This is a genomic window from Amycolatopsis sp. NPDC004368, from assembly GCF_053602515.1.
Genome location: NZ_JBSGDT010000020.1, coordinates 85,513 through 111,579, shown reverse-complemented (window position 1 = coordinate 111,579; position 26,067 = coordinate 85,513). Strand labels below are relative to the sequence as shown.

The 26,067-nt window shown below is 72.2% G+C and carries 29 protein-coding genes and 2 pseudogenes; 20 read left to right on the top strand and 11 right to left on the bottom strand.

Going from position 1 to position 26,067, the window contains the following annotated elements:
• Positions 1-27: 27 nt before the first annotated feature.
• The 5 genes from ACWEOE_RS25930 to ACWEOE_RS25910 all read right to left on the bottom strand — a co-directional run bounded on the left by ACWEOE_RS25930 (position 28) and on the right by ACWEOE_RS25910 (position 6,504).
• Positions 28-912 (bottom strand): hypothetical protein, encoded by an 885-nt coding sequence (locus tag ACWEOE_RS25930; RefSeq protein ID WP_452013364.1) that lies wholly within the window; start codon positions 910-912, stop codon positions 28-30.
• Complete coding sequence (locus ACWEOE_RS25925) at positions 905-1,765, bottom strand: amidohydrolase family protein (RefSeq protein WP_452013361.1); 861 nt, start codon at positions 1,763-1,765, stop codon at positions 905-907. The genes ACWEOE_RS25930 and ACWEOE_RS25925 overlap by 8 nt, the downstream gene beginning before the upstream one ends.
• A gap of 379 nt (positions 1,766-2,144) precedes the next feature.
• On the bottom strand, positions 2,145-2,618 hold the full coding sequence (locus ACWEOE_RS25920; protein ID WP_452013359.1) for a carboxymuconolactone decarboxylase family protein: 474 nt from the start codon (positions 2,616-2,618) through the stop codon (positions 2,145-2,147).
• A gap of 79 nt (positions 2,619-2,697) precedes the next feature.
• Positions 2,698-4,593, bottom strand: coding sequence for a beta-N-acetylglucosaminidase domain-containing protein (locus ACWEOE_RS25915; protein WP_452013356.1), 1,896 nt, complete (start codon positions 4,591-4,593; stop codon positions 2,698-2,700).
• Positions 4,594-4,608: 15 nt separating this feature from the next.
• Complete coding sequence (locus ACWEOE_RS25910) at positions 4,609-6,504, bottom strand: alpha-L-fucosidase (RefSeq protein WP_452013353.1); 1,896 nt, start codon at positions 6,502-6,504, stop codon at positions 4,609-4,611.
• A 289-nt stretch (positions 6,505-6,793) separates the two neighbouring features.
• On the opposite strand from ACWEOE_RS25910, the gene ACWEOE_RS25905 reads away from it, so the two are divergent.
• The 4 genes and pseudogenes from ACWEOE_RS25905 to ACWEOE_RS25890 all read left to right on the top strand — a co-directional run bounded on the left by ACWEOE_RS25905 (position 6,794) and on the right by ACWEOE_RS25890 (position 7,815).
• Positions 6,794-7,198 carry a glycosyltransferase gene (locus ACWEOE_RS25905; RefSeq protein ID WP_452013350.1) on the top strand — a complete coding sequence of 135 codons (405 nt, stop codon included), beginning with the start codon at positions 6,794-6,796 and terminating at the stop codon, positions 7,196-7,198.
• Positions 7,180-7,368: a hypothetical protein gene (locus ACWEOE_RS25900; protein ID WP_452013348.1), complete on the top strand. Its 189-nt coding sequence runs from the start codon at positions 7,180-7,182 to the stop codon at positions 7,366-7,368. Before ACWEOE_RS25905 ends, ACWEOE_RS25900 begins: the two co-directional genes overlap by 19 nt.
• A pseudogene (locus ACWEOE_RS25895) lies at positions 7,353-7,421 on the top strand (hypothetical protein); the annotation flags it as partial. The gene ACWEOE_RS25900 and the pseudogene ACWEOE_RS25895, both read left to right, overlap by 16 nt.
• Positions 7,422-7,581: 160 nt before the next feature.
• On the top strand, positions 7,582-7,815 hold the full coding sequence (locus ACWEOE_RS25890; RefSeq protein ID WP_452013483.1) for a hypothetical protein: 234 nt from the start codon (positions 7,582-7,584) through the stop codon (positions 7,813-7,815).
• Here ACWEOE_RS25890 and ACWEOE_RS25885 read toward each other — a convergent pair.
• Entirely contained in the window at positions 7,788-8,228 is a 441-nt protein-coding gene (locus ACWEOE_RS25885; RefSeq protein ID WP_452013345.1) for a YkgB family protein, read from the bottom strand. The genes ACWEOE_RS25890 and ACWEOE_RS25885 overlap by 28 nt on opposite strands.
• 247 nt (positions 8,229-8,475) lie before the next feature.
• On the opposite strand from ACWEOE_RS25885, the gene ACWEOE_RS25880 reads away from it, so the two are divergent.
• From ACWEOE_RS25880 to ACWEOE_RS25870, 3 genes are all read left to right on the top strand, one after another.
• The gene (locus tag ACWEOE_RS25880) at positions 8,476-9,246 is read left to right on the top strand and encodes a class I SAM-dependent methyltransferase (protein ID WP_452013343.1); all 771 of its coding nucleotides are present in this window, start codon (positions 8,476-8,478) and stop codon (positions 9,244-9,246) included.
• 15 nt (positions 9,247-9,261) lie between these two features.
• Entirely contained in the window at positions 9,262-9,867 is a 606-nt protein-coding gene (locus ACWEOE_RS25875; protein ID WP_452013340.1) for a TetR/AcrR family transcriptional regulator, read from the top strand.
• Between the two features lie 761 nt (positions 9,868-10,628).
• On the top strand, positions 10,629-12,068 hold the full coding sequence (locus ACWEOE_RS25870) for an MFS transporter (RefSeq protein ID WP_452013338.1): 1,440 nt from the start codon (positions 10,629-10,631) through the stop codon (positions 12,066-12,068).
• A 39-nt stretch (positions 12,069-12,107) separates the two neighbouring features.
• Here the strand turns inward: ACWEOE_RS25870 and ACWEOE_RS25865 are convergent.
• A pseudogene (locus ACWEOE_RS25865) lies at positions 12,108-12,323 on the bottom strand (potassium channel family protein); the annotation flags it as partial.
• A gap of 245 nt (positions 12,324-12,568) precedes the next feature.
• Positions 12,569-13,981 carry a DUF2252 domain-containing protein gene (locus ACWEOE_RS25860; protein WP_452013336.1) on the bottom strand — a complete coding sequence of 471 codons (1,413 nt, stop codon included), beginning with the start codon at positions 13,979-13,981 and terminating at the stop codon, positions 12,569-12,571.
• 112 nt (positions 13,982-14,093) lie between these two features.
• On the opposite strand from ACWEOE_RS25860, the gene ACWEOE_RS25855 reads away from it, so the two are divergent.
• From ACWEOE_RS25855 to ACWEOE_RS25815, 9 genes are all read left to right on the top strand, one after another.
• Complete coding sequence (locus ACWEOE_RS25855) at positions 14,094-15,428, top strand: diacylglycerol/lipid kinase family protein (RefSeq protein ID WP_452013334.1); 1,335 nt, start codon at positions 14,094-14,096, stop codon at positions 15,426-15,428.
• A 91-nt stretch (positions 15,429-15,519) separates the two neighbouring features.
• Positions 15,520-15,951: a DUF7144 family membrane protein gene (locus ACWEOE_RS25850; protein ID WP_452013331.1), complete on the top strand. Its 432-nt coding sequence runs from the start codon at positions 15,520-15,522 to the stop codon at positions 15,949-15,951.
• Positions 15,920-16,630: an HD domain-containing protein gene (locus tag ACWEOE_RS25845; protein ID WP_452013329.1), complete on the top strand. Its 711-nt coding sequence runs from the start codon at positions 15,920-15,922 to the stop codon at positions 16,628-16,630. Before ACWEOE_RS25850 ends, ACWEOE_RS25845 begins: the two co-directional genes overlap by 32 nt.
• Positions 16,627-17,118 carry a DUF1269 domain-containing protein gene (locus ACWEOE_RS25840; protein WP_452013327.1) on the top strand — a complete coding sequence of 164 codons (492 nt, stop codon included), beginning with the start codon at positions 16,627-16,629 and terminating at the stop codon, positions 17,116-17,118. Before ACWEOE_RS25845 ends, ACWEOE_RS25840 begins: the two co-directional genes overlap by 4 nt.
• A gap of 13 nt (positions 17,119-17,131) precedes the next feature.
• Complete coding sequence (locus ACWEOE_RS25835) at positions 17,132-18,448, top strand: hypothetical protein (protein WP_452013325.1); 1,317 nt, start codon at positions 17,132-17,134, stop codon at positions 18,446-18,448.
• On the top strand, positions 18,445-18,897 hold the full coding sequence (locus ACWEOE_RS25830; protein WP_452013323.1) for a hypothetical protein: 453 nt from the start codon (positions 18,445-18,447) through the stop codon (positions 18,895-18,897). Before ACWEOE_RS25835 ends, ACWEOE_RS25830 begins: the two co-directional genes overlap by 4 nt.
• Positions 18,881-19,348, top strand: coding sequence for an RDD family protein (locus tag ACWEOE_RS25825; protein ID WP_452013321.1), 468 nt, complete (start codon positions 18,881-18,883; stop codon positions 19,346-19,348). Before ACWEOE_RS25830 ends, ACWEOE_RS25825 begins: the two co-directional genes overlap by 17 nt.
• A gap of 125 nt (positions 19,349-19,473) precedes the next feature.
• Positions 19,474-20,208, top strand: a complete 735-nt coding sequence (locus ACWEOE_RS25820; RefSeq protein ID WP_452013319.1) for an SDR family oxidoreductase — start codon at positions 19,474-19,476, stop codon at positions 20,206-20,208.
• Between the two features lie 41 nt (positions 20,209-20,249).
• Entirely contained in the window at positions 20,250-21,185 is a 936-nt protein-coding gene (locus tag ACWEOE_RS25815) for an RNA polymerase subunit sigma-70 (RefSeq protein ID WP_452013316.1), read from the top strand.
• 41 nt (positions 21,186-21,226) lie between these two features.
• Here the strand turns inward: ACWEOE_RS25815 and ACWEOE_RS25810 are convergent, their stop codons facing one another.
• Entirely contained in the window at positions 21,227-21,595 is a 369-nt protein-coding gene (locus ACWEOE_RS25810; RefSeq protein ID WP_452013314.1) for a YciI family protein, read from the bottom strand.
• A gap of 240 nt (positions 21,596-21,835) precedes the next feature.
• Here ACWEOE_RS25810 and lexA point away from each other — a divergent pair, with 240 nt between their 5' ends.
• On the top strand, positions 21,836-22,489 hold the full coding sequence (lexA, locus tag ACWEOE_RS25805) for a transcriptional repressor LexA (RefSeq protein WP_452013311.1): 654 nt from the start codon (positions 21,836-21,838) through the stop codon (positions 22,487-22,489).
• Positions 22,490-22,553: 64 nt separating this feature from the next.
• Here lexA and ACWEOE_RS25800 read toward each other — a convergent pair whose 3' ends face one another.
• Complete coding sequence (locus tag ACWEOE_RS25800; protein ID WP_452013309.1) at positions 22,554-23,273, bottom strand: SDR family oxidoreductase; 720 nt, start codon at positions 23,271-23,273, stop codon at positions 22,554-22,556.
• Positions 23,274-23,470: 197 nt separating this feature from the next.
• On the opposite strand from ACWEOE_RS25800, the gene ACWEOE_RS25795 reads away from it, so the two are divergent.
• From ACWEOE_RS25795 to ACWEOE_RS25785, 3 genes are all read left to right on the top strand, one after another.
• The gene (locus ACWEOE_RS25795; RefSeq protein WP_452013307.1) at positions 23,471-24,463 is read left to right on the top strand and encodes a LacI family DNA-binding transcriptional regulator; all 993 of its coding nucleotides are present in this window, start codon (positions 23,471-23,473) and stop codon (positions 24,461-24,463) included.
• A gap of 160 nt (positions 24,464-24,623) precedes the next feature.
• Entirely contained in the window at positions 24,624-25,004 is a 381-nt protein-coding gene (locus ACWEOE_RS25790; RefSeq protein ID WP_452013304.1) for a histone-like nucleoid-structuring protein Lsr2, read from the top strand.
• Positions 25,005-25,098: 94 nt separating this feature from the next.
• Positions 25,099-25,452, top strand: coding sequence for a DUF1622 domain-containing protein (locus ACWEOE_RS25785; RefSeq protein WP_452013301.1), 354 nt, complete (start codon positions 25,099-25,101; stop codon positions 25,450-25,452).
• A gap of 15 nt (positions 25,453-25,467) precedes the next feature.
• Here ACWEOE_RS25785 and ACWEOE_RS25780 read toward each other — a convergent pair whose 3' ends face one another.
• Positions 25,468-26,049 (bottom strand): TIGR03086 family metal-binding protein, encoded by a 582-nt coding sequence (locus ACWEOE_RS25780; protein WP_452013299.1) that lies wholly within the window; start codon positions 26,047-26,049, stop codon positions 25,468-25,470.
• Positions 26,050-26,067: the final 18 nt, after the last annotated feature.

Sequence of the window (26,067 nt, the reverse complement as noted above, 5' to 3'; positions counted from 1 at the left end):
TTGAAAACTCCGGTGGGGAGCTGGGGACTAGCCGAGGATCTTCCTGGCCGGGGCGAACACCTCGTCGGCGCCGAGGCGGCGCGGGAGCAGGCCCTGTTCGAGGCACGCGTCGACGATCAGCTCGATCGAGCCGCTCAGCTGCTCGAAGCCGAACATCGTCGGGACGGGAGCCCCTTCGGGTCGCGAGACGGTCGCGTCGGCGCGGCGCAGCAGCTCGTAGGCCTCGCGCACCGCGCCGGGATCGCGGCCGGCCACGGACGCGCCCGCGACGACCATGTGGTTGATCGGCATGAAACCGTGCTCACGCCACCACTTTTCGTCGCGCGTGGCGGCGTCGGGGATCACCCGCACGAACTCGTCGCCCTCGGGCAGGTCGTTGCCGAGGATGGTGGCGTCGATGCGGCCTTCGCGCAGCAGGTCGGGCAGGCTCGCGTCGCCGACGCCGTGCTCGACGAAGCCCGGGTCCTCGTACTCGGCGACGTGGGCGCCGTCGCGCGTGAGCCAGCGGATGTCGCGCGAGGCGAGGCCGAAGTCCTCGGTGAGGTGCGCGCGCACCCACATGCCCGTGGTCTGGGTGAAGGCCCGCACCCCGATGCGCTTGCCCGCGAGGTCCGCCGGGTTCACCGGCCGCGCCGCGTGCGCGATGAGGCAGCCGCGCTGGAACCGCGACGCGACCACGGCCGGCAGCAGCACCACGGGCCGGCCGTACGCGATCGCCTGCAGCGCCGTGACGACGGCGAGCTCGCTCAGGTCGTACGCCTCGTCGCGCACCATCGGCGCGAAAGCCTTGTGCACGGGCGACACGGCGTGGAAATCGAGCGTGACCGACGCGCTGGTCACCTCGCCGTTCTTGAGCGGCTCGGTGTGCGGGTAGTCGGCGAGGACGGTCTTCAGGATCGTGGGCTCAGGCACGGCCGGCACCCTTCAGCGACGGGTAGAAGGCGGTGGTGGTCCCGCCGAAGATCTGGTCGAGGTCGGCTTCCGGCAGCACGGACACCGTCTCGCGGGCCTCGGCCAGCAGGTCGGGCAGCACGCCCTCGGCCGCGGGGAAGTTCGAGCCCCACGTGAGCCGGCCGGCGCCGTAGGCCGCGACCAGGTCGGTGAGGAAGTCCTCGGTCGTCGACGCGCCCTTCGCCGACGCGGCCAGCGCGCGGTGCGTGAGCTTCAGGTGCACGCCGGGGTAGGCGGCCAGGTCGAACAGGTCCTTGGCCAGCCGGTAGGGCCGTCCGTCGGAGAGGTCGGGACGCGCGCAGTGGTCGAGCAGCACGCGGACGCCGGGGAAGCGGTCGAGCAGCTCGCGCAGCTTCGGCAAGCCCTGGATCGTCATCTGCAGGCACACGGGGATGTCGTGCTTCTCGGCGTGGGCCCAGGCGGGAAAGGAGTCTTCGTGGCCGAGCCAGTCGGCCTGACCCGGCATGGTCGTGCCGGTGGTGAAGAGCCGGAAACCGGACAGGCCGAGGCCCTGCCAGTGGTCGATCTTCTCGACGGCGTCGGGGGCCATCGCGTCGATCGAGTAGACGCCGGCGAAGCGGTCGGGGTGGCGCCGCAGCGCTTCGGCGACGTAGCGGTTGTCGTGCCCGTACACCGTCGAGGCCTGCACGACCACGGCCTTGGCTATGCCCGCCGCGTCCAGCGCCCGCACCAGGCCGTCGATGTCGACCGGGTGGGCCTTCGACCACTCGCTCTGCTTGCCGCCGATGGGGTCGACCGGGTACTGCTCCGCGTCCGGGGAGATGACGTGGGTGTGCGTATCGATGATGTCCATGTGACCTCCTGTGAGCCGGGGGAACAGCACCGCACCGGATCCCCGGCGACCCGTCGCCGGAGCCCGCGCGCTCCGGCGACGAGGACCATACACGATTGTTAACAATCTCGTAGAAGATTGTGGGAACGATTTCGTAGGGGATCACCGGCCGCCGCGCCTCGTGAGCGCAGAGCGAGCCGGCCGGGTCGAGTTCATCCAGGTGCAAGGGACAGGGCGCGGGTCATCCTGACTCGCGGCGGCAACGGCGGGCACTTCGCCCCGGTCAAACCCGCACGAACCACCCCGGACGGCACAACGCCCTGGGTTCCGGATTTCCGGAACCCAGGGCGTCGCCGTGGCGGGAGCGAGGCGGCCCCACGACAGGGCCGCCGACCGGCGATCAGCCGAACATGCCGGCCTCGTAGTGGCCCGCGGGCTGCTGGGTGATCACGTTGATGCGGTTGTAGGTGTTGATGAGCGCGATGAGCATGACGAGGCCGTTGAGCTGGTCCTCGTCGTAGTGCTTCACAGCCTGCTGCCACGTCTCGTCGGGAACGCCGCCCGCCGCGTCGGCGATGCGGGTGCCCTCCTCGGCCAGGGCGAGGGCCGCGCGCTCCGCGTCGGTGAAGACCGTGGCTTCACGCCAGGCCGCGACGAGGTTGAGGCGGGTCACGTCCTCACCGGCGGCGACGGCGTCCTTGAAGTGCATGTCGGTGCAGAAGCCGCAGCCGTTGATCTGGCTGGCGCGCAGCTTCACGAGCTCCTGGGTCGCCGCGGGCAGGCCCGACTCGGCGATCGGCTTGTTCGCCGCCGTCAGGTACTTCAGGAACTTGCCGGAGATCGCGTTCTCGAAGACGTTGAGTCGTGCTTCCACTGTCTGCTCCTTCACTGGGTTACGCACTCTTGACGGGTGCGCCGGCGAAGTCGTGACAGCAGCGGGTGTGACCCGCGTCTCAGCTCCCGAGCGTCGCGGACCGGGCCTGGGTGATGAACGCGTCGAGCACACCGTCGCCGACGAGGGCCTGTCGCACGCCCCATCGGTTGGTGTCGCCGGTTTTCACAGCCTGGGCCTTGGCCACCAGCGCGTCGGCGGAAGCGGTGAGCCGCTGCGCCGCCTTCTCGTCGCCGCGCCCGGCGGCCGCGAGGGCATCGAGCTGGTCGACCATCGCTGCGCCCCACAACGTGGTGGCGTCGAGCCAGGGCGCGGCCTCGGCGACGAACGCGGCCGAAACCCGGCCACCACGGATGACCGAAGCGGCGTCGCGGATCTGCACCGCGTAGGCCCGCAGCGAACCGACCTCGACCTCACCCGCGTTCCACCGCTGCCAGAACACCTTCGTCTTCGCCGCGAGCACGGGGGCCTGCGGCTGCCACGGCGTCGGGCCGAACGTCGGAGCCAGGTGCTCGAGGTCGGCGAACACCTGCAGTGCCGCAGTGGCGCGCGCGTCGCCGCCGGCCAGCCGCGCGAGCGCTTGCGGCCACGAGCGTTCCGGTGAGTAGCCCGCGTCGTTCCAGGCGAAGTCGGTGGCACCGAACTCCGCGACCTCGCTGGCCGCCTCCTGGTTCATCGGGTTGGCGACGATTCCGTTGAGGTACCGCGAAAGGCCGGCCTCGCGCTGCGCGTACGGCGCGAGCAGCAACCGGCCGGCCGACTGCTCGTAGTCGTTCACCGGGTAGTTGTCCCAGAGGAACACCTTGCGTCCGTACACAGTGGACACCTGCTGCGCCTCGTCGGTGGTCACGCTCGGCGGCACCACGTCCGTGCCGGTCCACTGCACGACCACCGACGGATCGAGGTGCTCCCGCAGCTCGGTCTTGTACGGCGAGTCCTTGAGGTCGCTGTACTCGGTGGGCACCGTCTGAAGTGGACGTGCGCCGTCGTGGGTCTTGATGAAGTCCGTGGTGACCGCGTTGAGCAGCGACACCTGCGCCTTGCCCGCGGCGGCCTGCCCGGGCGCGCCGAACGCCGTCTGGTCGGCGGCGCAGTTCCACTTCGTGTAGGAGATGTCGTCGAACGGCATCGAGAACGAGCGCACGCCGAGGTCGTACACCGACTGCAGTTTCGCCCGCACCGCCGCGAGGTCCTCGGGCGAGGAGAAGCAGATCGACACACCGGGCGAGAGCGCGTAGGTGAAGTCGACGTGGTGCGCCGTCGCCGACTGCACCAGCTGACCGAGCGTGGCCAGCTCGGCCGCGGGGTACGGATCCCGCCACTGGGCCCGCAGGTAGACGTCGTCCTTGGCGCTGTAGACGTAGGTGTTGGCCTTCACCTCACCGAGGAACGCGATCTGCCGCAGGCGGTCGGCGGTGCTCCACGGCGGGCCGTAGAAGCCCTCGATCGACCCGCGCAGCGCCATGTTCGGCCAGTCGCGCACGGCCACGCCGCTGATGGCCCACCCGTGGCCGGACCGCACGAACAGCTGCCGCAGCGTCTGCGCGCCGTAGTACTGGCCCGCGCCGTCGCGGCCGGCGATCACCAGCTCGCCGCGGGCGGTGCTCACCGTGTAACCCTCGGCCGGCACGGTCTCGGTGCTGCCGAGGCGGACCACCAGGGCGTGGCGGGGTTCGTGCCCGCGCGAGACGACGCTGACCTTGCGGGCGCCGTGCTGCCGCAGCAGCGAGGTGACCAGGTCCTTCGCGGCGGCGTCGGTGGTGCTGTCGGTGACGAGCGCGACCTCGGCGGGCACGGCGAGGTCGGCCGAGTCGCGGCTGAGCGACTGTGGTGTGGGCGTGACGATCGGCAGCGACCCGTGGCGGTCGGGTGCGGCCGCGGCGGGCTGCGTGACGAGTGCGGCGAGCGTGACCCCGGCCGCGAGCACGGCGGCGAGGTGACGGGTGCGTCGAGTCATGGGGAGTCCCTCGGGTCAGGCGGCGGGCGCCACGGAGCGGTACAGGGCGAAGGTCGCGAGGTACGGCGTGGCCCGCGCCTGCGTGATCACCACGCGCAGGTGGCTCGTGGTGACGGGCGCGGGCAGCGTGACCAGCCGGGTGTAGCCGATCGTGGTCACGGTGGTGAGCGTCTGCCACTTGCCGTCGACCTCGGCCTGCACGGTCGCGCCTTCCACGTGCTGGCCGTGGCTGATGTCCTCGCCCAGGCGGATCTGGTCGAACGTCGCGGGCCGGGCGAGCGGCACGTCGAGCGTGCCCTCCGACGCACCGCGCGGCGGGGTCCACGACGTGGTCAGGGAACCGTCGGTGACCGCGGCGACCGCCTTGTCGCCGGGCCGCGCGTGGGCCTGGTTGACCTGGGTCGCCGCGACGGAGCTGCCGAAGGCGGCCAGCGCCGCGACGTCCGCGGGGGCGAGCTCACCGTCGGGGCCGGGCGGCACGTTGAGCAGCAGCGACGAGTTCCGGCCCACCGTGCGCCGGTAGAGGTCCACGAGCTGCGCGGCGGTTTTCGGCTGCTCGTCCGGGTGGAAGAACCAGCCGGGCCGGATCGAGACGTCGGACTCGGCCGGCGCCCACTGCAGGAACCGCACGGACGGGTCGGCCAGGACGGTGCGCGAGCCGAGGTCCGTGGCCGTGGCGCCGCCGAGGAACAGCTCCTCGTTGTGCGCGGTGTTCGGGTCGCCCGTCGTCGGCAGCGGGCTCCACTCGGTCGTGCGTGCCTGGCCGGCCTCGTTGCCGACCCAGCGCACGCCGGCGGGCCCGGCGAACGTGACGGTGTTCGGCGAGAGCGAGTGGATCATCGAGAACCAGGTGGTGAAGTCGTAGTTCTCACTGATGCCGTTGTCTCGCCACGGGTTCGCGCCGTCGAGCCACAGCTCGTCGATCGGGCCGTACTGGGTGAACAGTTCGTAGAGCTGGTTGAGGTAGTAGGTGTTGTAGTCGTCCTCAGTCACGGTGAAGCGCGGCAGCTTGCCGGCGGCGAGGGCGGCGGCGCGGTCGTCGTGGGCCACGAGCGTGGGAATCGTCCGCCGGGTCACGGCGCTGCCGGTGCCGTAGCGGCCCTGGCCCTGCGGGGCGCTCGCACGGTCGTCGTAGGTGGCCTGCTCCTCGATGGAAAGCTTCTGGCCCGCCGCGACTTTCGCCTCGACACGCTTGACCTCGTCGGTGAAGAAGCTCGCCGGCAGCTCGGCGCCGTCGGCGGGCGAGAGGTACACGCCGACCTTGAGCCCGGCCCTGCGCGCGGATTCGACGTAGTCACCCAGGATGTCGCCGCGCGGGTTGGCGCAGGCCGCGGCGCGCGTCTGCCAGAACGCCGACGGGTCCTGCGTGCGCGTGGCCTGGGCGGCTTCGCGGACGGCGCCGGTTTTCGGGTCGGCGCAGCCGGCGCTGACCCACCAGGGGCTCGCGACCACGGAGTGGTTGGTGTAGCGGGAGGGGTAGAGCACGAACCCGTCATGGTGCTTGGCGGTGAGCATCACCTGCGTGACACCGGCGGCCTTGAGCGAGCGCATCCACTGGTCGGTGTCGACGGCGCTCGGCGCGAACGTCGACTCCTTTTCCGCGCCCGAACCCCATTCGCGGTCGGTGAAGGTGTTCATGCCGAAGTGGGTGAACGCGGTCACGGGCCGCTGCTGCCACGCGAGCTGACCGGCCCGCGGCACAACCGCGGCGGCCTTCTGCAGCACGCGGTCCATGCCGTCGCACGGCTGGACGACCATGATCGTGGCGGGTCTGATCGGTCCGGTGCAGCCGTGGTCCGGCGGGCTCGCGGTGGCCGCGGTGGTCGCGCCCGCGGCGGTGACGGCGAGCGAGAACACTGCGGCAGAGAACACTGCGGCCAGAACGGCGTTCCGGCGCGTCGAGATCGGCACGTGCTCCTCCTGACGAGTCCGCGCGGCCGCGTGCCCCGGTCGGCGGCCGGCGACGAGCTGGTGGATTGCCCAGCACACTAGGTGCCCGATCCATCGGATGTCTAGACCTACTCAGGGGGTTTCGCCGGACTGTCCATTCCTTGTCCCGGCGAACGAATCGGGTTTCCGGCCTGGTTGACGCCGTTCACCAGCCGCCCGGACCTCCCTGAAAGCAAGGTCAGTCGTCCGATGGCTCTTGACCGATGCGGTCAGAGCGCCACGAAGGCATTGCCGGGCTAGGATCCGCGGGGTGCTGACAGTGCTGGGGTGGCTCACCCTCGTGGTGTGGCTGGGGCTCGCGTTCGGCCACGGCTGGTTCTGGCGAGCGGATCAGCGGCTGCCGGCCGGCGACTCACCACCCGATGACTGGCCCTCGGTGGCGGTCGTCGTGCCCGCGCGCGACGAGGCGGCCGTGCTGCCGGCGACCTGGCCCGCCCTGCTCGCGCAACAGTACCCCGGTGCGGCGCGCGTGATCCTCGTCGACGACGACAGCTCCGACGGCACCGGCGACCTGGCCCGGCGGCTCGGCGCGGCGCCCGGCACGTTGCCGCTGACCGTGGTCACACCGGAAGGGCGGCCGGCGGGCTGGACCGGCAAGCTGTGGGCGGCCGCGCGCGGCGTCGGGGAGCGGGTGCCGTGGACCTCGTCCTGCTGACCGACGCCGACATCCTCCACGGGCCGCGTTCGCTCGAAACGCTCGTGATCGCGTGCGGCGAAGAATTCGACCTGGTTTCACAGATGGCCCTGCTGCGCGCCGAAGTGTGCTGGTGCGCCGCACGGCGCTCGACCGCGCGGGCGGTCTCGCGGCGATCCGCGGCGCCGTGATCGACGACGTCGCCCTGGCCCGCGCGGTGTCGTCGGCCGGCGGCCGCACGTGGCTGGGCTTCGCGACGAACGTCCACGGTGTCCGGCCGTACCCACGCCTGGCCGACCTGTGGCAGATGGTCGCGCGCACGGCGTCTACGCAGCTGCGCCACTCGCCGCTCGTCCTGGGCGGGCACGGTGGCCGGGCTGGCGTTGGTGTTCCTCGCTCCCCCAGTGCTGACGTTCACCGGGCCGTCGTGGCCCGCGCTCGCCGCGTGGCTGCTGATGGCGGCGGCGTTCGTGCCGATCGCGCGCTACTACCGGCAGTGGCCGCTGCTGGGTGTGCTGCTGCCGGCGACGGCGCTGCTGTACACGCTGATGACCCTCGATTCCGCGCGCCGGCACTTCGCCGGGCGCGGCGCCGGGTGGAAGGGCCGGCATTACTCGTCCACTGAGGACGGTCGATGACCGAGAGAGCGGCCCAGGGTCCAGATCGACGCGCCGAGCAGCACGACGTCCTTCAGCAGGAACTGGCCCACCGGTGACAGTGCGGGGAAGCCGCCCGCGGCCGCGTCGCCGACGCCGGGCGTGGTGACGAAAAAGCTGAGCGTGGTGAGGAAAACGAGGACCCCGAGGGCACTGCCCACAGCGGAGACTCTCGGCAGCCACGGGCCGGCGGCGATGAGCACGGCGGCCGCGAACTCCACCGCACCGAGGACGACGGCGAGGGGCCGCGGGGCCAGCAGGTCGTTCAGCCACCCCAGCAACGGGCTGTGCGAGACGTACTGCTGGATCCGCATGGCCTCCGACGCGGTGAGCTTCAGCACCGCGATCCACGCGATCACCAGCACGAGCCCGTAGCGGACCACGAGCCCGCCCACTGCTTCGACTCGTCGCCCCCAGCTGACCCGAGCTTGCACGGACTCCCCTTTCGTGGTGATCGGCTGTCCGGCCGACGGTAACCAAGATCAGGTCGGGAACGCGGGCGCTGAGCCTTACGAATCGCTGACGGCACGATGACCGTCCACATCGGACGTCGTCGCTTCGGCGGTTGACAGCGCCCTGGGCCGCGGTCATGATGAACAGACGTTCATGAACGTGTGTTCATAACGTCTGGAGGATGAGGTCATGATCGTGAACACCGCGCAAGCGGCCGCGTGGAACGGCTACGAGGGCGAGCACTGGGCGAGGCACACCGAGCGCTACGACGCCGTGAACAGCGGATTCAACTCCGCGCTCCTGGCTTCGGTGGGGCCGGGCGACGACGTCGTCGACCTCGGGTGCGGCACCGGGCAGCTGACCCGGCTCGCGGGGCGGCGCTCGGGGTCGGGCCGGGTGGTGGGCGTCGACCTGTCCGCGCCGATGCTGGCAGCGGCCCGGGCGCGGGCGGCGGACACGTCGAACGTGGTGTTCGAGCGCGCGGACGTGCAGGTGCACCCGTTCGCCGAGGGGGCGTTCGACGTGGCGCTGAGCCGGTTCGGGGTGATGTTCTTCGCCGATCCGGTGGCGGCCTTCGCCCGGGTGCGCCACGCGCTGCGGCCCGGCGGCCGGCTGGCGTTCGTGTGCTTGACCGACGTCGAGGGCACCGATCTCGGGGCCGTGTTCGGCGCGCTGGGGCCGCTGCCGGTGCGCAGCGGGCCGACCTCGCTGGCCGATCCCGCGCACGCGCGAGCGGTGCTGACGGACGCGGGGTTCCGCGACGTCACGTGCACGCACGTCGAAGCCGACCAGATCTGGGGCCGCGACGTGGCCGACGCGGCCGAGTTCGTCGCCGGCTGGGGTCCGGTGCGCCACCTCCGTCCCGACACCGCGGTGCTGACCGAGGCCCTGCGTCCCTTCGCCGAACCCGGCGGTGTGCGCCTGCGCGGCACGGCGTGGCTCGTCGCCGCCACCCGGTGAATACGATGTCGGCTGATGTCACCCCGAACAGCCGCGGCCCTGCGCGACGGCGACCGCAGCCTGCGCGAGCACCTCATCGCGACGGCCGGCGCCCTCATGGCCGAGGAAGGCGCGGCGAAGCTGACGGTCCGCGCGATCGCCCGCCGCGCCGGCGTCGCGGACGGCGTGCTGTACAACCACTTCGCGGACAAGGAAGAGCTGCTGGCCCACGCGCTGCGAGCCCACGTCCGCGCGGCCGAAGGCCCGCTCGGACAGCTGCCGGTCGCCGGGTCCGCCACCGTCGAGGCCAACCTGCGCGCGTACGTGGACTACGGGCTCGCCCTGCACCGCGCCATCCTGCCCACCTTCGCCGGCCTGCTGGCCCACCCCGCGGTCCTCACCCGCTTCGCCGCGCTGCCGCCCACGGGCCACGACTGGCGCGACCGCCTCCTGGCCTACCTCCGCTCCGAACGCGACCTGGGCCGCCTGTCGCCCACCGCGCACGTGGACGCCGCGGCGGCACTGCTGGTGGGCGTCTGCCACGAGACGGTGTTCTCGGCGCTGATCCCGCACACCGGTCCGACGGCGGGGCCTTCAGTGGCGGACGTGGTGACGACGGTGCTCGAGGGCATCACCGCCTGACGACCGCGGTGCCACCAGCAGGCCCGCCAGTTGCACCGGCCGCACCCGCTGCGTCTCCGTCGACGCCGCCGCCAGCGCGTCGGGCCGGCGACCCACCTCCGCCTCACCCGTGCGAGTCAGGGCGCGGCCCTCGGGCCTGAGCGAGACCAGCACCCCGCAGCCCTCGTACGGGGACCGGGTGTGGGGACAGGGCGCGCTGGACCAGACCGCGGCATTCGGCGCGGGTGACCAGCCCCGTGGTGCTCGATTTGCCGAGCTCCAGGTGGTGGGCCTGCTGCCGGACGGGCGGCGCGGGTAGTTCGTCGCCGACGGCGGAACGATGGCGGAGCGGGCGGTGATCGAGCCGCAGCGGGCGGTGGAGCTACCGGCCGACGCCGACGCCGACGCCGTGACGGTGGCGGCGGCGATGAACCCGGCGGCCACTGACCTGGGTTCAGATCGGCTCCCCGCCGACCCCGACATCACTGCCCTCGGCCGTACTGCACGCCGCCAACCTGCAGCTCCTGGGCGGCGGCCAGGGCTCCCTGACCACGGCCGGCATCGTCGCCGAGCTGCCGGCGCTGCTGGAGCGCCTGGGCACCTTCACCACCGCCGCCCGCGCCGTGCCCCTCGCCGACGTCGAACGCGCGTAGCCGGAACCGGTGGACCCGGTGAGCGGATCGTGTTCACCGTGGGGAGCTGATCGGCGGGTCATCCGCAGCAGGTGATGCCGTCCGCAACGGATGCTCCACAGGGTGAAGCATCCGAGGAGAGGGGCCGCGATGGCCACGGAATCGAAGAGCGCCTCGGCGTCCGCGGTCGTGTTGCCGCTCGCGCTCGGGCAGTTCATCGCGAGCTACGCGGCCACGAACATGAACGTGGCGATCAGCACGATCGCCGAGGACATCGGCACCACGGTGACCGGCATCCAGACCGCCATCACCCTCTTCACGCTGACCATGGCCGCGTTGATGATCCCCGGCAGCAAGCTCACGGACTACCTCGGCCGCAAGGTCTGCTTCATCGCCGGCCTCGTCATCTACGGCGCGGGGGCGCTGCTTTCCGGGTTCGCGCAGGGCATCGGGTTGCTGGTGGTCGGCTACTCCCTGCTCGAGGGCATCGGGTCGGCGCTGCTGATCCCGCCGATCTACATCCTCGTGACCGTGGTGTTCGACGACGTGAACGCCCGGGCGCGCAACTTCGGGATCGTGAGCGGAGCGGCGGGGCTGGGCGCGGCGGCGGGACCGCTGCTGGGCGGGCTGATCACGAGCACGCTGGGCTGGCGGGCGTCGTTTTACTTCCAGGTGGCCGTGATCGTGGTGATCATCCTGCTGGCGCTGCGCATCACCGACCCGCCGCTGACGCAGAAGCCCGCGCGCTTCGACGTGTGGGGCGCGGTCCTCTCGGCCCTGGGGCTGTTCTTCGTGGTGTTCGGGGTGCTGCAGACCTCCACCTACGGCTGGCTCGCGGCCCGCGAGGACTTCACGGTCGGCGGCACGGTGGTGATCGCGGCGGGCGGGGTGTCGCCGGTGTGGATCTACGTCGCGATCGGGGCGGTGCTGCTCACGGTGTTCGTCTTCCACCTGCGCCGCGTGGAGCACCGGGACCGGTCGCCGTTGTTCTCGCTGAAGATCTTCCGCAGCCGCGCATCGAACCTGGGGCTGGTCACGCAGATCCTGCAGTGGCTGGTCATGCAGGGCGCGTTCTTCGTGACATCGGTGTTCCTGCAGCAGATCCGCGGGTACAGCGCGATCGAGACGGGGCTGGTGCTCGTGCCGGCCACCATCGGCATCCTCAGCGCCTCGGCGCTGGCGGGGCGGATGTCGCGCCGGCACTCGCAGCGGCGCCTGATCCGGTTCGGGTTCAGCGCCACGACGCTGGGGCTCGTGCTGATGCTGCTGCTGGTCCGGGAGGATTCGAGCATCTGGACGTTCGTGCCCGGGCTGTTGCTGATGGGCCTCGGGATCGGCGTGATGCTGACGGCGTCGGTCAACCTCGTGCAGTCGAGCTCGCCCGAAGAGGCGCAGGGCGACATCTCGGGTGTGTCGCGCAGCGTGTCGAACCTCGGCTCGTCACTGGGCACCGCGCTGGTCGGCTCCGTGCTCGCCGGCGCGGCCGTCCCCGGCAACGGGCCGTTCGGGATCGCCTTCGTCATGCTCGTGTGCTTCGGCCTCATCGGGGTCGGCACGGCGCTGCTGATCCCACGCCACGCGAAGCGGTAGCCCGCGGCCCGGGCGCGCTCGGCTGCGCTGCACGGCCGTGAGGATCACCCGCAACGCCACGCCCACCACGAGCAGGTTGCCGATCATCTGCCCCGTGACGAGCAGCCGCGCGCCCTGGGTGACCGGGGTGATGTCGCCGAACCCGACCGTGGCGAACACCGTGACCACGAAGTACAGCGCGTCGGTGCGGGTCAACGGCGTGGTGAAGCTGTCGGGCCGGTTGTACTCCAGTACGTAGTAGACGTTCGCGAACACCAGCAGGAACAGAGGCACGACCAGCGCGAGCGCCTGCACCCCCTGCAACGCGGGGCGCGTCGACCGCAGGATCACCCGCGCCTCCACCACCACGAGCACCACGACCAGCACGGTGCCCACCGCCAGCCCGACGACCGTCCACACGTCGAACGGCCGGTCCACCGGCAGCAGGTAGTACACGGCGACGAGCGTGACCACGGTGAACAGCGGGCGCAGCACCACCGGGGCGAACAGCTGCCGGGCCTTCACTTCCCCGACTCGGCCTTGACCGTCCCCGCCCGGATGGCTTCGCGCAGGGCTGCGTAGTCCTTTTCGTTCTGGTCGGCGTAGTCGTGGGTGAAGTCGGCGATCGCCCGGTCGAAGGACTCCCCGGACCCGAGGTAGGCGCCGATGGCGATGCCGTCGCCGGTGCGGGCGTGGGCGCGCGCGAGCGTCCACGCGCACAGCATCCCGTACGTGCGCAGGTCGCGCGGGTCCATGGACTCGACGTTCGCCGAGCCCTTCCAGTCGCGCAGCTGGCGCAGGTAGAAGTCACGGGGCTGGTCGTCGATGCCGGTCACGTGGATCCAGCCGAGGAAGATGTCGCTCACCGTCTGCATCAACCGCTGCCCCACGACGACCCTGCGCCCGGCGTTGTCGTAGTCGCCGGCGCCCACGAACTCCTCCAGCACCGAGGCGCTCGCTTCCTTCGCCTGCAGGAACAACGGATCGCGGTCGTCGTTGCCGAGCATCAGGACCATCCAGCACCGCGTGCCCACGCTGCCGACACCCACCACTTTCAGTGCCATGTCCACGAGCCGGTACCGGTCGAGCAGCACGCGCCGCTCGGGTTCCAGCGTCATGCGGTAGGCCTGCACGATCTCGCCCAGCCGCGCGCGCACCTCGGCGGCCTCCGCGTGGTCGCTCTCGAAGGCCTCCACCGGCAACACGATCGGTGGGTCGGGCGCGATGCGCACCTGCCCGCCGGAGGTGGTCGTGAACCGGCGCAGGGCACCGAGGTTGTCGCGCGCGACGGCCGAGGCCATGCCCTTCTCGATCAACTTCCGCCGGCGTCCGCCCAGCCGGTCGGCGTAAAGGGCCTTCACCTGGTCGACGTCGGCGTGGGCGTACCAGACGTCGAGCGCGGTGCGGTCGGAGAAGCTCCGCATCGCGGTGCGGTACTGCGCGACCGTCGCGGCCACCGTGCCGCGGCACTGCCGGGGTGTGAACCCGTTGTTCCGGCCGGCTATCTCGAGACTCGTGGCCAGGCGCTTCACGTCCCACTCCCACGGGCCGGGCAACGTCTCGTCGAAGTCGTTGATGTCGAACACCAGCTTGCGCTCCGGCGAGGCGAACACCCCGAAGTTCATCAGGTGCGCATCCCCGCACGCCTGCACCCGCACCCCGCTCACGGGCGTGCCCGACAGGTCGCTCGCCATCGGCAGCGCGGCTCCGCGGAAGTAGGTGAAAGGCGAGACCGCCATGCGCCCGTAGCGGATCGGCAGCAGCTCCTGGACGCGGGTGGCGTCCTGGCGGGCGAGCAGTTCCAGGGGATCCGGGCTGCCGTTCGGGCGCGTGAAGCCGGCGTGGCTCGAGCGGGGTGCGGCCGCGCGGGCGGCTTTGCCCCTCGCGATGCGGTCCGCTCGGGATTCGGCTGTCCGTCGTGAGGTGAGCACCATCGGGGAAGCTTCACCCGCCGGCGGGCGCCTTTCCTCGCCCGCACGGGGTGAGACGAGGCATCATCCGGACCGGGTGACGACACGGTGGCCCGCGGCCGCGTTGGGTCGGCGGATGACCGGCCCTCGTCCCTCGCCCGCGCGGCGGTTGTGCGCGCTGGGCGCGCTGCTCGCACTGGCCGCCGCGCTCGTCGTCGCGATCGTCGCGGCCGTGCGCAGCCCGGGGCAGCTGGTGCTCGCCGTGGTGCTGCTGGCGATCGCCACGACCGCGGCCTGGGCCGCGCTCGTCCGCCGCGGCGCGCCGCGGGTCGTGCTCGCGATCGTGGCGGTCCTCGCGCTCGCCGCCGTCGCCTTCCTGCCCGACCTGCGTACGTTCGTGGTGCTGCCGCTGGTGCTCGGGTTGACGGTGCTGGCCGCGGTGGCCGCGCGGGTGGCGATCGGCCACGACCTGGCCCGGCGCGCATCGGCCGATCGCGTCGGCCCCGCGCACCACGGCGTGCTGCTGATGAACCCCCGCTCGGGCGGCGGGAAGGTGGCGCAGTTCGACCTCGAGCGCGAGGCCCGGGCCCGCGGTGTCACCCCCGTGGTGCTGCGCCGCGGCGACGACCTGCGGGCGCTCGCGGAGGAAGCGGCCCAGCACGCCGACGTGCTCGGCATGGCCGGCGGCGACGGGTCCCAGGCGCTGGTGGCCGACGTCGCGCGCCGCCACGGCCTGCCGTACGTGTGCGTGCCCGCCGGCACCCGCAACCACTTCGCGCTCGATCTCGGGCTCGACCGCGACGACGTGACGGCTGCCCTCGACGCCTACGGTGAGGCGGCCGAGCACCGCATCGACCTGGCGCTGATCGGCGACCGGGTGTTCGTGAACAACGCCTCGCTCGGCGTCTACGCCACGGTGGTGCAGTCGCCGGGTTACCGCGACGCCAAGGTCTCCACGGTCGCCGGGCAGCTGCCGCAGCTGCTCGGACCGGACGCCGAGCACTTCGACCTCCAGTACCGGGTGCCCGGCGACGACAACCGGCCACCGGCCGACATCGTGCTCGTGTCCAACGGCGCCTACCGCCTCGACCGGCTCAGCGGGTTCGGTTCCCGCGAACGGCTCGACAGCGGCTCGCTCGGCATCGTCACCGTGAGCGTCGACCGGGCGCGCGACCTGCCGGCGCTGATCACCGCGGAGCTCACGGGACAGCTTGCCCGCTACCCCGGATACCGTGCGTGGCAGACGGAAGAGTTCGTGGTCGCCTCGGGACAGTCCCTTGTGGACATCGGCGTCGACGGCGAGGCGCTGCGGCTCGAACCACCGCTGCGCTTCCGGACCCTGCCCGGCGCGCTGCGCGTGCGCGTTCCGCTCAACGCACCCGGCGTCGCTCCGGCGGCGACCACCCCCGCCGGAATGGGCGACGCGCTGCGGGTGCTCCTGCGCGTGCTCGCCGGCCGGCCCGCCCGCTGACGTGCGGAGTGGACGCTCTCATCCGCACCGGGCGAAGCGCACACGAGCGTGGGTGCCGTAGACGTCGGCGGCCACGAGAAGGGAGCCGGCCATGAGCGATCGAACCGTGCGCCCGGTCGAACCCGTCGTCACCGAGGAGACCGGCTGGGCCCGCTGGATCTTCTTCGGTGCCGCGATGATGTTCCTGCTCGGCAGCTTCACCCTGGTCGAGGGACTCACCGCGCTGCTCGATCCGGACCACTACGCCGTGACCCCGCACGGGACGATCCTGTTCAGCCTCACCGGCTGGGGCTGGGTGCACCTCGTGCTGGGCTGCGCCGCGGTCCTCACCGGGATCGGGCTGTTCGCGCGCAAGAGCTGGGCGCGCTACCCCGGCATCGCGATCGCCGGCCTGAGTGCCTTGGCGCACTTGACGTTCCTCCCCTCCGCACCGTTCTGGGCGCTGGTGGTCCTGACCCTCGACGTGCTCGTGATCTGGGCGCTGGTCGTACATGCCTCCGACGCACTCCGCGACCGTCGGTGACCCGGCGGCGGTCCGCCCGCGCGGCGCGCTGACCGCGTGGGCGTGGAGCCTCGCCCAGCGCCACCTCGCGCGTGAGCTGCCTCGCCGGTGGCAGCACGTGCGAGGAGTCGCCGCGTGCGGGCGGCAGATCGCCCGCCGGCTGCTCACCGCCGACGAGGAGGAGCTGCTCGTGGCCTCGGCGCTGCTGCACGACATCGGGTACGCGCCGGGGCTCGTCGTCTCCGGCTACCACCCGCTCGACGGCGCGCGGTTCCTCGTCGCGGTGTCGGCGCCGCCGCGGCTGGTCAACCTCGTCGCCCGGCACTCGGCCGCCGAGTTCGTCGCCGAGCAGCGCGGCCTGGCCGCCGACCTCGCCCGCTTCCCCGACGAACACTCGACCCTGCGCGACGCCCTGTGGTTCTGCGACATGCGCACCACCCAGGACGGGCACCCCACGACGTTCGGCGAACGCATCGCGAGCATCCGCGCGCGCCACGGCCCGGATTCGCACCTCGTGCGCGCGCTCGACGCCGGCGGGCTCACCGCCCGGCACGACGCCGTGCGGCGCACCGAGCTGCGGCTGGGCGCCGCGGTGGCGCGGCGGCACCGGGTCTCACCTCCAAGGGGCGAGGCGCCCGCGCCGCCGTGGGGCGACGGTGACGGCGGCGGAGCCCGCGAACCCGACAGGAGACGACCATGACGACGCTGACGGTGTGGAAGTTCGACAGTCCCGAGGGAGCCGACAAGGCGGTCTCCACCCTTCAGGGTCTGGCCAAGCAGGAACTCATCAACATCCACGACGCGGCCACCGTGTCCTGGCAACCCGGCGCCAAGAAGCCGAAGACCCGCCAGCTGCGCAACATGACCGCCGGCGGCGCCATGGGCGGGATGTTCTGGGGCATGCTGTTCGGCCTGATCTTCCTGATGCCGCTCATCGGCGCCGCGATCGGCGCGGCCACCGGCGCGCTCGCCGGTTCGCTGACCGACGTCGGCATCGACGACGACTTCATCAAGTCCGTGCGCGACAAGATCACGCCCGGCACGTCGGCCCTGTTCCTCATGTCGAGCGACGCGGTCGTCGACAAGGTGAAGGCCGCGATCGAGGCCGGCGGCCACGCGCCGGAGCTGGTGCAGTCCAACCTGTCCGCGGAGCAGGAAGCCGCGCTGCGGGAGATGATGGCCGGCTGAACCCGGCGGCGTCATGTCGGAGAACACCGGGAGCACGACCCACTTCACCGAGCCGACCGCCGACGAGCGCGCCGAGCTGGCTCGGCTGCGTCTCGAGGTTGCCCGGCTGCGCGCCACCCGTGAACGCCGCCGGTTCAGCTGGCGGCCGTGGGTTTCGTCGATCCTGATCGTGCTCGGGTGCGTGCTCGCCCCGCTGGCGCTCGCGTCGGTGTGGGTGCACAACCAGATCTCCGACACCGACCGGTTCACCGCGACGATGAGCCCGCTGATCCGCGATCCCGCGGTGCAGGCCGCCGTGACGGACCGGGTCACCGAGACGATCTTCACCAACGTCAACGTGCAGGGCATCGCGACCGACGCCGTCGGCGCGCTCGCGGCCCAGGGCGTCCCGCCGGCCGTCACCGACCGGCTCCAGGCGCTGACCGGTCCGCTCGCGTCGGGCGTGCAGAACTTCGTGCACGGCCGTGTCGCCACGCTCGTCGCGAGCGAGCAGATCGCCGAGACGTGGGACCGCGTGATCCGCGTGGCCCACACGCAGATGGTCGCCGTGCTCGACGGGTCGGCCTCGGCGATCGCGATCCAGGGCGACAAGGTCGTGCTCGACCTCGCGCCGTTCATCGACGCCGCGAAGCAGCAGCTCGCTGCCGACGGGCTCACGATCGTCAACCGCATCCCCGAGGTGCATCCCACGATCGAGGTCGCCGACGCGGCCGGCCTGGTGAAGGCGCGCTCGCTCTACACCGCCACGGACCGGCTCGCGACCTGGCTGCCGTGGATCGCGATCGTGCTGCTGGCCGCGGGCGTGTACATCGCACGGCACAAACGGCGGGCGCTCGTGGGCGCGGCGCTCGGCTTCGCCTTCAGCATGCTGGTCCTCGCCATCGGGCTCGCGATCGGGCGCACCATCGTCGTCGACGCGGTGCCGAGCCGCTCGGCGGCACCGGTCTCGGCGGCGTTCGACATCGTGGTGCGGTTCCTGCGCGACGGGCTGAGAACCCTGTTCGCGGTCGGGATCGTGGTGGCGCTGGGTGCGTTCCTCGCCGGTCCTTCGTCGACCGCCGTGCACATCCGCCAGGGTGTGGTGAGGGGCTTGACGTGGCTTCGCTCGCGCAGCGGCCTGCGCGCGACCGGCCTCGGCAAGTGGGTGCACTCCTACCGGGTGGCCCTGCGCGCCGGTGCCGTCGCGATCGCCGTGCTCGTGTTCCTGTTCCTCGACCGGCCGAGCGGGCTCGCCGTGCTGCTGATCGCCATCGTGCTGCTGGTGGTCCTGGCCGTGATCCAGTTCCTCGACCACCCCGGCGACCGGACGGCCGAGGGAAGCGCGCCGTGAACGACGAACCCGATCACGTCGGGGTGGTCCTGGGGCTGGGGGCGGTGGCGCTCAAGGCCGGCTGGTGGGCGTCCACTCCCCTGCGCCGGGCGGGCTGGGCGGTGCTGACGACCGCCGTGCCGGAGGACGTGGCGCGCCGCGCGGTGCGGGAGGTGGTGAACGCGGCCGCCGCGGCCGTGCTCGACGCGGCCGACCTGCCGAAGCTCCTCAGCCGGCACGTGGACCTGGACGCCGTGGTCGCCGAGGTCGACGTGGCGGCCGTCGTGGCACGGCTGGACTTCGCCGAGCTGGTGGCCGCGATGGACCTGCCCGAGGTGATGCGCCAGTCGACCGGAACCGTTGCGGGAGAAGCGATCCGGGGCGTGCGCGCGGCCGGGGTGAACGCCGACGACGCCGCCGCGCGTGTGGTCGGCCGCGTGCTGCGACGCCGTGGTGACCGGCCCGCCTGAGGGGCCGGCGGGCATCGTCACGCGCCTGCTCGCCGCGTTCCTCGACGCGGCGGTGACCGGCCTGATCACGGTCGGCGGTTACTTCGCGGTGGTGGCGGGCCTGTTCGCGGCCTCGCCGCTGTCGTTCCGGTGGCCCGCGGCACCGCCGGCGCTGGCCGGCGCGATCACCGTGGCCGTCGCGATCGCCTACCTGACAGTGTCCTGGGCCACCATCGGCCGCACCTACGGCGAAGCGCTGCTCGGCCTCCGGGTCCTGGGCCGTCGCCGCAGGCTGGGCTGGCCGCGGTCGGCGGCGCGCGCGGTGTTCTGCGTGGTCTTCCCGATCGGGCTGCTGTGGGCCGCCGTGAGCCGCCACCGGCGGTCCGTGCAGGACGTCGTCCTGCGGACGACGGTCGTCTACGACTGGCGCACCGACGGCGGTGACCGGGTGTCCACAAGGGACGACGTATAGGTCGTTATACGGTCAGATGACCCAAGTGCCCCGTGTGACACAGTTCACAGCCGGGCGCCGACGGTTTCCCGGCCGCCGGCCGGTCTTGATGCGGACCGATTTCCCTCACCTCGCAGGAGTGTCCGATGTCTTTCCAGACCGCCGTCGTCACCGGAGCCGGCCGGGGGTTCGGGCGGGCGATCTCGCTCGCGCTCGTGGCCGCCGGCACGCGAGTCGTCGGGATCGCGCGCAGCGCACCTGAGCTGCACGCCGTCCGAGACGAGGCCGGCGAGCTCTTCACACCCCTGGCCGCCGACGCGACCGACCCCCGGCTGGCCGAAACCGTGCTGCGCGAACACCGGCCGGATCTGCTCGTGCTCAACGCCGGCGCCACGCCGCTCATGGCGCCGGTGCACGAGCAGAACTGGGAAACCTTCAGCCGCACCTGGGAGACCGACACGCGGCACGTGTTCGAGTGGACGCGCGCGGCGTTGCGGGAGCCGCTCGCGCCCGGTGGTGTGGTCGTGTCGATGTCGTCGGGCGCGGCGCTGGCGGGCTCACCGCTCAGCGGCGGTTACGCGAGCGCGAAGGCCGCGATCCGCTTCCTGCGCGGCTACGCGGCCGACGAGGCCGACCGCGCCGGGCTCGACCTGCGGTTCTTGACGCTGCTGCCCCAGCTCACGCCGACGGCCGGGGTCGGTTCGGCGGGTGTCACCGGCTACGCGGCACGCGCGGGCGTGGACCGGGACACGTTCATCGAAGGCCTGCAACCGGTGCTCACGCCCGAGCAGGTGGCCAAGGCCGTGCTGGATCTGGCGGCCGACAAGGGCGCGGCGCCCGAGCACGTGGTCGGCGGCGCCGGCCTGCGTCCGCTGCCGTGAGCGCCCTCTACAGTGGACTCCCGCGCACCACGGGAGAGACCATGCCGGCCGACGACGGGTTCAGCGCGCTGACCGAACGCTTCCGCCCGGAGCTGCTCGCGCACTGCTACCGGTTGATGGGCTCGATCCACGACGCCGAGGACCTGGTGCAGGAGACGTACGTGCGGGCGTGGCGCGGCTTCGGCGGGTTCGAGGGCCGGTCCTCGGTGCGGCGGTGGCTGTACCGGATCGCCACCACCGCGTGCCTCACGGCGCTGGAGAACCGGGCCCGGCGCCCGCTGCCGTCGGGGCTGGGCGCGCCGGCCGACGACCACCGCGTGCCCGTGGCGTCGCGTGAGCCGGCGGTCGCGTGGCTGCAGCCGGCCCCGGAGTTCGGCGGCGGCGACCCGGCGGTGGCCGCCGCCGCGCGGGCCGGCGTGCGGCTGGCGTTCATCGCCGCGCTGCAGCTGCTGCCCGCGCGGCAGCGGGCCGTGCTGACGTTGCGCGACGTGCTGGCCTTCCCCGCCGCCGAGGTCGCCGAGCTGCTCGGCACGACCACCGCGGCCGTCGACAGCGCCCTGCGCCGGGCGCGGACCCACCTGGCCGAGGCCGCGCCGAGCGAGGACGACCTGATCGAACCGACCCGCGAACCCGACCGGACCCTGCTCGAGGACTACGTGGCCGCGTTCACCCGTGCCGACGCCCAAGCGCTGGTCCGCCTGCTGCGCACCGATGTCGAGCTGGAGATGCCGCCGATCCCGACGTGGTTCACCGGCCGGGACGCGGTGGCGGGCTTCCTCGCCGCCCGCGTGGTGCACCCGGGCCGCTGGCGCCTCACGCCCACGCGCGCCAACGGTCAGCCCGCCTTCGTCGTGCACCACCGCACCGCCGGGGGCGACGAGCCCTACGGCGTGCAGGTCCTCACCGTGCGGGGCGGCCGCGTCGCACGGATCACGTCGTTCAACGACCCTGCGCTGGTGCCGGTGTTCACCCGGTGACCCGGCCGGTCCGCCCTCGCGCGGGCGGACCGGCCGGGACGTCACGCGGTGGGCAGCTCGTCGAACTCGACGACCTGGCGCACCTCGACCTCGATCTCGTCCTCGAACAGCGCCGCGTAGGTCTTCGCGTACTCCACGGCCTGCTCGCGGTTGTCGAAGTTCAGCAGCGCGAAGCCGCCGATGACCTCCTTGGCCTCGGTGAAGGGGCCGTCGGTGGTCTTGATCGCGCCCCCGCGCGTCTTGCGCACCAGCGCACCCTTCTCCGACGGGTGGACCCCCTCGGCCGTGATCAGGATGCCCTTCTCGGCCGAGTCCTGGATGAACTCGCCCATCTTGGCGATGAATTCCTGGCTGGGGTTCCACGCCGACTCGGACTGCTCCGACACTCGGTGCATCATGAGAAACCGCATGTCCACTCCCTTGTCACCCGGGCCGGGCCCCGGGTCGTCCCGGGGGCGCTGACCGGCCCACACCGACGCGTCGAACAGCGTCGCTCACGATTCGACAAATCGTCCGCGAAGATTTTCGGGGAACTCGCGAGCGGCGACCAGGCGGGGTGGTCGTGGGTCCGGCGGGCCGGACGAGGGAACTTCGCCGACGCACCGGAGGGGTCCCGTTCGTGGGGCGGGCCTACGTCTACGATTCGGCGGGTGACCACCTACGACGACACCTTCGACCACCTCGACGCCGGCTCCCTGCCGATGCGCCAGCAGCAGATCCTGGTCACGATCCGCGACTGGGTGGTCCGCCACGGTTACGCGCCGAGCAGCCGCGAGATCGGCGAGGCCGTCGGGCTGCGATCGTCGTCGTCGGTGTCGAAGCACCTGGCGAGCCTCGAGGACAAGGGTTTCCTGCGCCGCGCCACCTCGGTGTCGCGGCCGATCGACGTGCGGGCGTTCCTCGGCACGGCCGCGCCCGAGCAGAACGGTGACTCCGTGGCGGTGCCGGTGGTCGGCCACATCGCCGCCGGCACGCCGATCTCGGCCGAGGAGCACCTCGACGACACGCTGCAGCTGCCGCGCGGGCTCATCGGGCGCGGCAACGTCTTCGGCCTGCGCGTGCGCGGTGACTCGATGATCGACGCGGCGATCTGCGACGGCGACATCGTGGTGGTGCGCCAGCAGTCGGAGGCGCACTCGGGCCAGATCGTCGCCGCGATGATCGACGAAGAGGCGACCGTGAAGGTGTACCGCCGGCGCGGGGGGCACGTGTACCTCGAACCGCGAAACCCGGCCTACGACGTGATCGACGGTGACCGGGCCGTGGTGCTGGGCACCGTGGTGTCGGTGCTGCGCAGCATGTGACCACCGCGGTACGTGATCACCGCGGCCGCTGACCACCGTGGCCGGTCATCACCACCGTCGGCGATCACCGCATGAACAGGCCGCCGTTGATGTCGAACGTCGCTCCCGTGATGTACCCGGTGTTCTCGCCGCAGAGGTAGGCCACGAGGTCCGCCACCTCCTCGACGCGGCCGAAGCGGCCCACCGGGATGGCGGCTTCGGCGGCCGCGAGCTCACCCGGGTCCATCTCGTCCATCACCGGCGTCCGCGTGGCCGCCGGGGCGACCGCGTTGACGGTGACACCCGAGGCCGCCAGCTCCTTCGCGAACACCTTCGTGAGCACCAGGATCCCCGCCTTCGACGACGCGTAGTGCGCACCGGCGACGAGCCCGCCCTGCTGCCCGGCCAGTGACGCCAGGTTGACCACGCGGCCCCACCCACGTTCGCGCATCGCGGGCGCGAGCTCGCGCGTCAGGAGGAAAACGCTGCGCAGGTTGGTCGTGAGCACGTCGTCCCACTCGGCCACGTCGATGTCCCACACCGACCGGCTCTGCGTGCGCGCCGCGTTGTTGACCAGGATGTCCGGCACGCCGAACTCCCGCGCCACCTGTGCGGCGACGGCCCGCACCGCATCGGGATCGCGCACGTCGACGCCGTAGGCGGCCGCGGTGGCGCCGGAACCGTCGAGGTCACGGGCCCGGGCGGCCGCGTTGTCCGCGTCGAGGTCGAGCAGGGCCACGCGGTGACCCAGCTCGTGCAGCCGCGCCGCGACCGCGGCCCCGATCCCCCGTCCGGCGCCGGTCACGACGGCCGTCCTCCGAGCAACCCGAGTGTCCCGTGTGTCCCGAGTGTCCACAGTGTCCTCTCGTGCCCGTCTCATCGTGATCTCCGGCTCGAGGCTACCGGCCGCGGCTCGTCGCGCTCCGTGTCGGGCGCACGGCAGAGCAGAAGCCCTGGAGCCGGGGCCCTACAATCAGGACCGGCCGTGGGTGAAGGAGGACCGTGCGAGTCACGATCCGCGATGTCGCGCGGCGGGCAGAGGTGTCGGTGGCCACGGTGTCCCGCGCGCTCGGCTCGCCCGACCGCGTCAGCGACGCCACCCGGGACCGCGTGCTCGCCGTCGTCCGGGAGCTGGGCTACCGGCCGAGCCCGGCGGCACGCAGCCTGATCACCGGCAAGACCGGCGCGATCGCCATCGTGGTGCCGGACCTCGGGAACCCGTTTTTCACGGGCCTGCTCAAGAGCGTGCAGGCCCGGGCGCGGGAGACCGGGCACGCCGTGCTGGTCGGCGACAGCGACGAGGACCCGGCGACCGAGCAGGAGCTCGTGCGCACGCTCGCGAAGCAGGCCGACGGCGCACTGCTGTGCTCACCGGGCATCGACGACGCCACCATCACCGACCTCGCCGGCCTCACGTCGCTCGCGTTGCTCAACCGCCGCGTCGCCGGGATCGGCGCCACGGTGATGGACAGCGCCGGCGGGATGCGCGAGATCGTGACGCACCTGGCCGCTCTCGGGCACCGGCGCTGCGCCTACCTCAACGGCCCGGACAGCTCGTGGTCCAACCACGAACGGCTGCGCGGCCTGCGTCCCGCCGCGGTGCGCCACGGTGTCGAGATCGTCGAGCTGGGGCCGTTCGCGCCACGCTTTGAGGACGGCGCGCGCGCCGCCGACCAGGCGCTGGCCGCCGGGGTCACCGCGGTGCTCGCCTACAACGACGTGATGGCGCTCGGGGTGCTGGCGCGCCTGCGCGACCGCGGGGTCGACGTGCCGGGCGAGCTGAGCGTGACCGGGTTCGACGACCTCGTGTACGCCGCGGTGTCGGCACCGCCGCTCACCACCGTCGCCATGCCGCTGGCCGAGGCCGGCCGTCACGGCGTGGACCTGGTGCTGGCGCGCGCCGCCGCCGACCCGGCCGGGCTGGCCGTGACCGCACTGGCGACGCGGCTTGTCGTGCGCGCCACCACCGCCCGCGCGCCCGGGCACCTCCGCTGAGCATTTTCCGCGCTCGCGGGGAAATGCCGGAAAATGATCGGCACCGAAGCGGTAATCGCGGCGCGCCGAATACTGCGTTCCACTGTGGATCGATGTTACAGTTCTGCCCAGGCCACGGAAAACGCGGTCGTCGGATACGCCCGAGGAGGATTCACCCGCCATGGCGCACAAAGTCCTGGTCCAGATGGTGGACGACATCGACGGCGGGGTCGCGCACCAGACCGTGCCCTTCGGCCTCGACGGCATCCAGTACGAAATCGATCTCTCCGACGAGAACGCCGGAACCCTGCGCGAGGAGTTCGCCCGCTACATCGCCGCGTCCCGCCGCACCGGCGGCCGCAAGGTGCGCGCCGGCAGCGGTTCGGGCACGCCCACGCCCGAGGACCGCGAACGGTCGCGCAGCATCCGCGCGTGGGCCGCGGACAATGGCTGGAGCATTTCCGAACGCGGCCGCATTCCGACCGACGTGGTGACCGCCTACGAAAACAGCCGCGGCGCGAAGCCGCGTTCACGAGGTGGCCGCGCAAAGGCGAAGGCGTAAAACCGATCCGCGAGGGCGCGGTCATTTCCGAAACCGCGGGTCGGCGACTTCTCCCGACAGGAGCCGGCACCGTTTCGCCAGTGGGGGTTCGCGGGTGAGTTACACCGAGGTGTTCGACACCGTCGCCGCCGTGATCGAAGGCCTCGGGGTCGGCATCATGGCGATCGGGCTCGTGGTGGTGCTGGTGCGCTACGTCGCCGACGCCCTGGGCCGGCGAAGCAGCTACGACCGGCTGCGCGTGCACCTCGGCCGGATCATCCTGCTCGGGCTCGAGATCCTCATCATCGGCGACATCATCCGGACCGTGATCGTCAACGCGTCGCTGCAGAACGTGGTGGTGCTGGGGCTGATCGTGCTGATCCGGACCGTGCTGAGCTTCGCGCTGGAGGTCGAGATCTCCGGCTCGTGGCCGTGGCAGGCCGAGCGGGAGCCGCGGCCGCCCGCCTGACCGGCCACCCGGGCGCTACGCGGGAAGCCACGCCTCGCGGCCGAGGAACGCGAGCAGCCGCGTGGTCTCGTCGGCACCCTCCGGCGGCGTCCGTTCCGGCCCGAAGAACTCCGGTCGCCGCACCGCGTTCCCGCGCATCCGCTCGTGCGTCTCGGTCACCAGCCGGGGATCGAGCGTCACCTCGACGCCCGTGGCGTGGGCCAGGTCCCACGTGTGCACGAGCGCATCGGTGACGAACACCGGCAACAGCCCCGAAAGGGGTCCGGTGCCGAAGCCGTCGATGGTCCTGACGCGCGCCAGCCCTTCGCCGGTCAGGGCCGGGGCCGTCTCGGCGCACGCCGTTTTCCACGCCCGCGCCGGGTCACCGGCACACAGCGCACCCGGGTGCGGCGCGCCGGGCTCACCCGCCGTCTCGGGGTAGTCCTCGCCGGTCACCCACGCGGCCAGCCGGTACCGGCCCCACAGCACGTGCCCGGCGATGTCGCGCGCCGTCCAGGTCGCACACGGCGACGGCGCGTCCCACCGTCCGGGCGGCACCGCGGCCACCACCGCGCCGAACCCGTCCTGCGCCACGAAGTACTGCTCCAGCAGATCCATTTCCGCGCCTTCCACCGA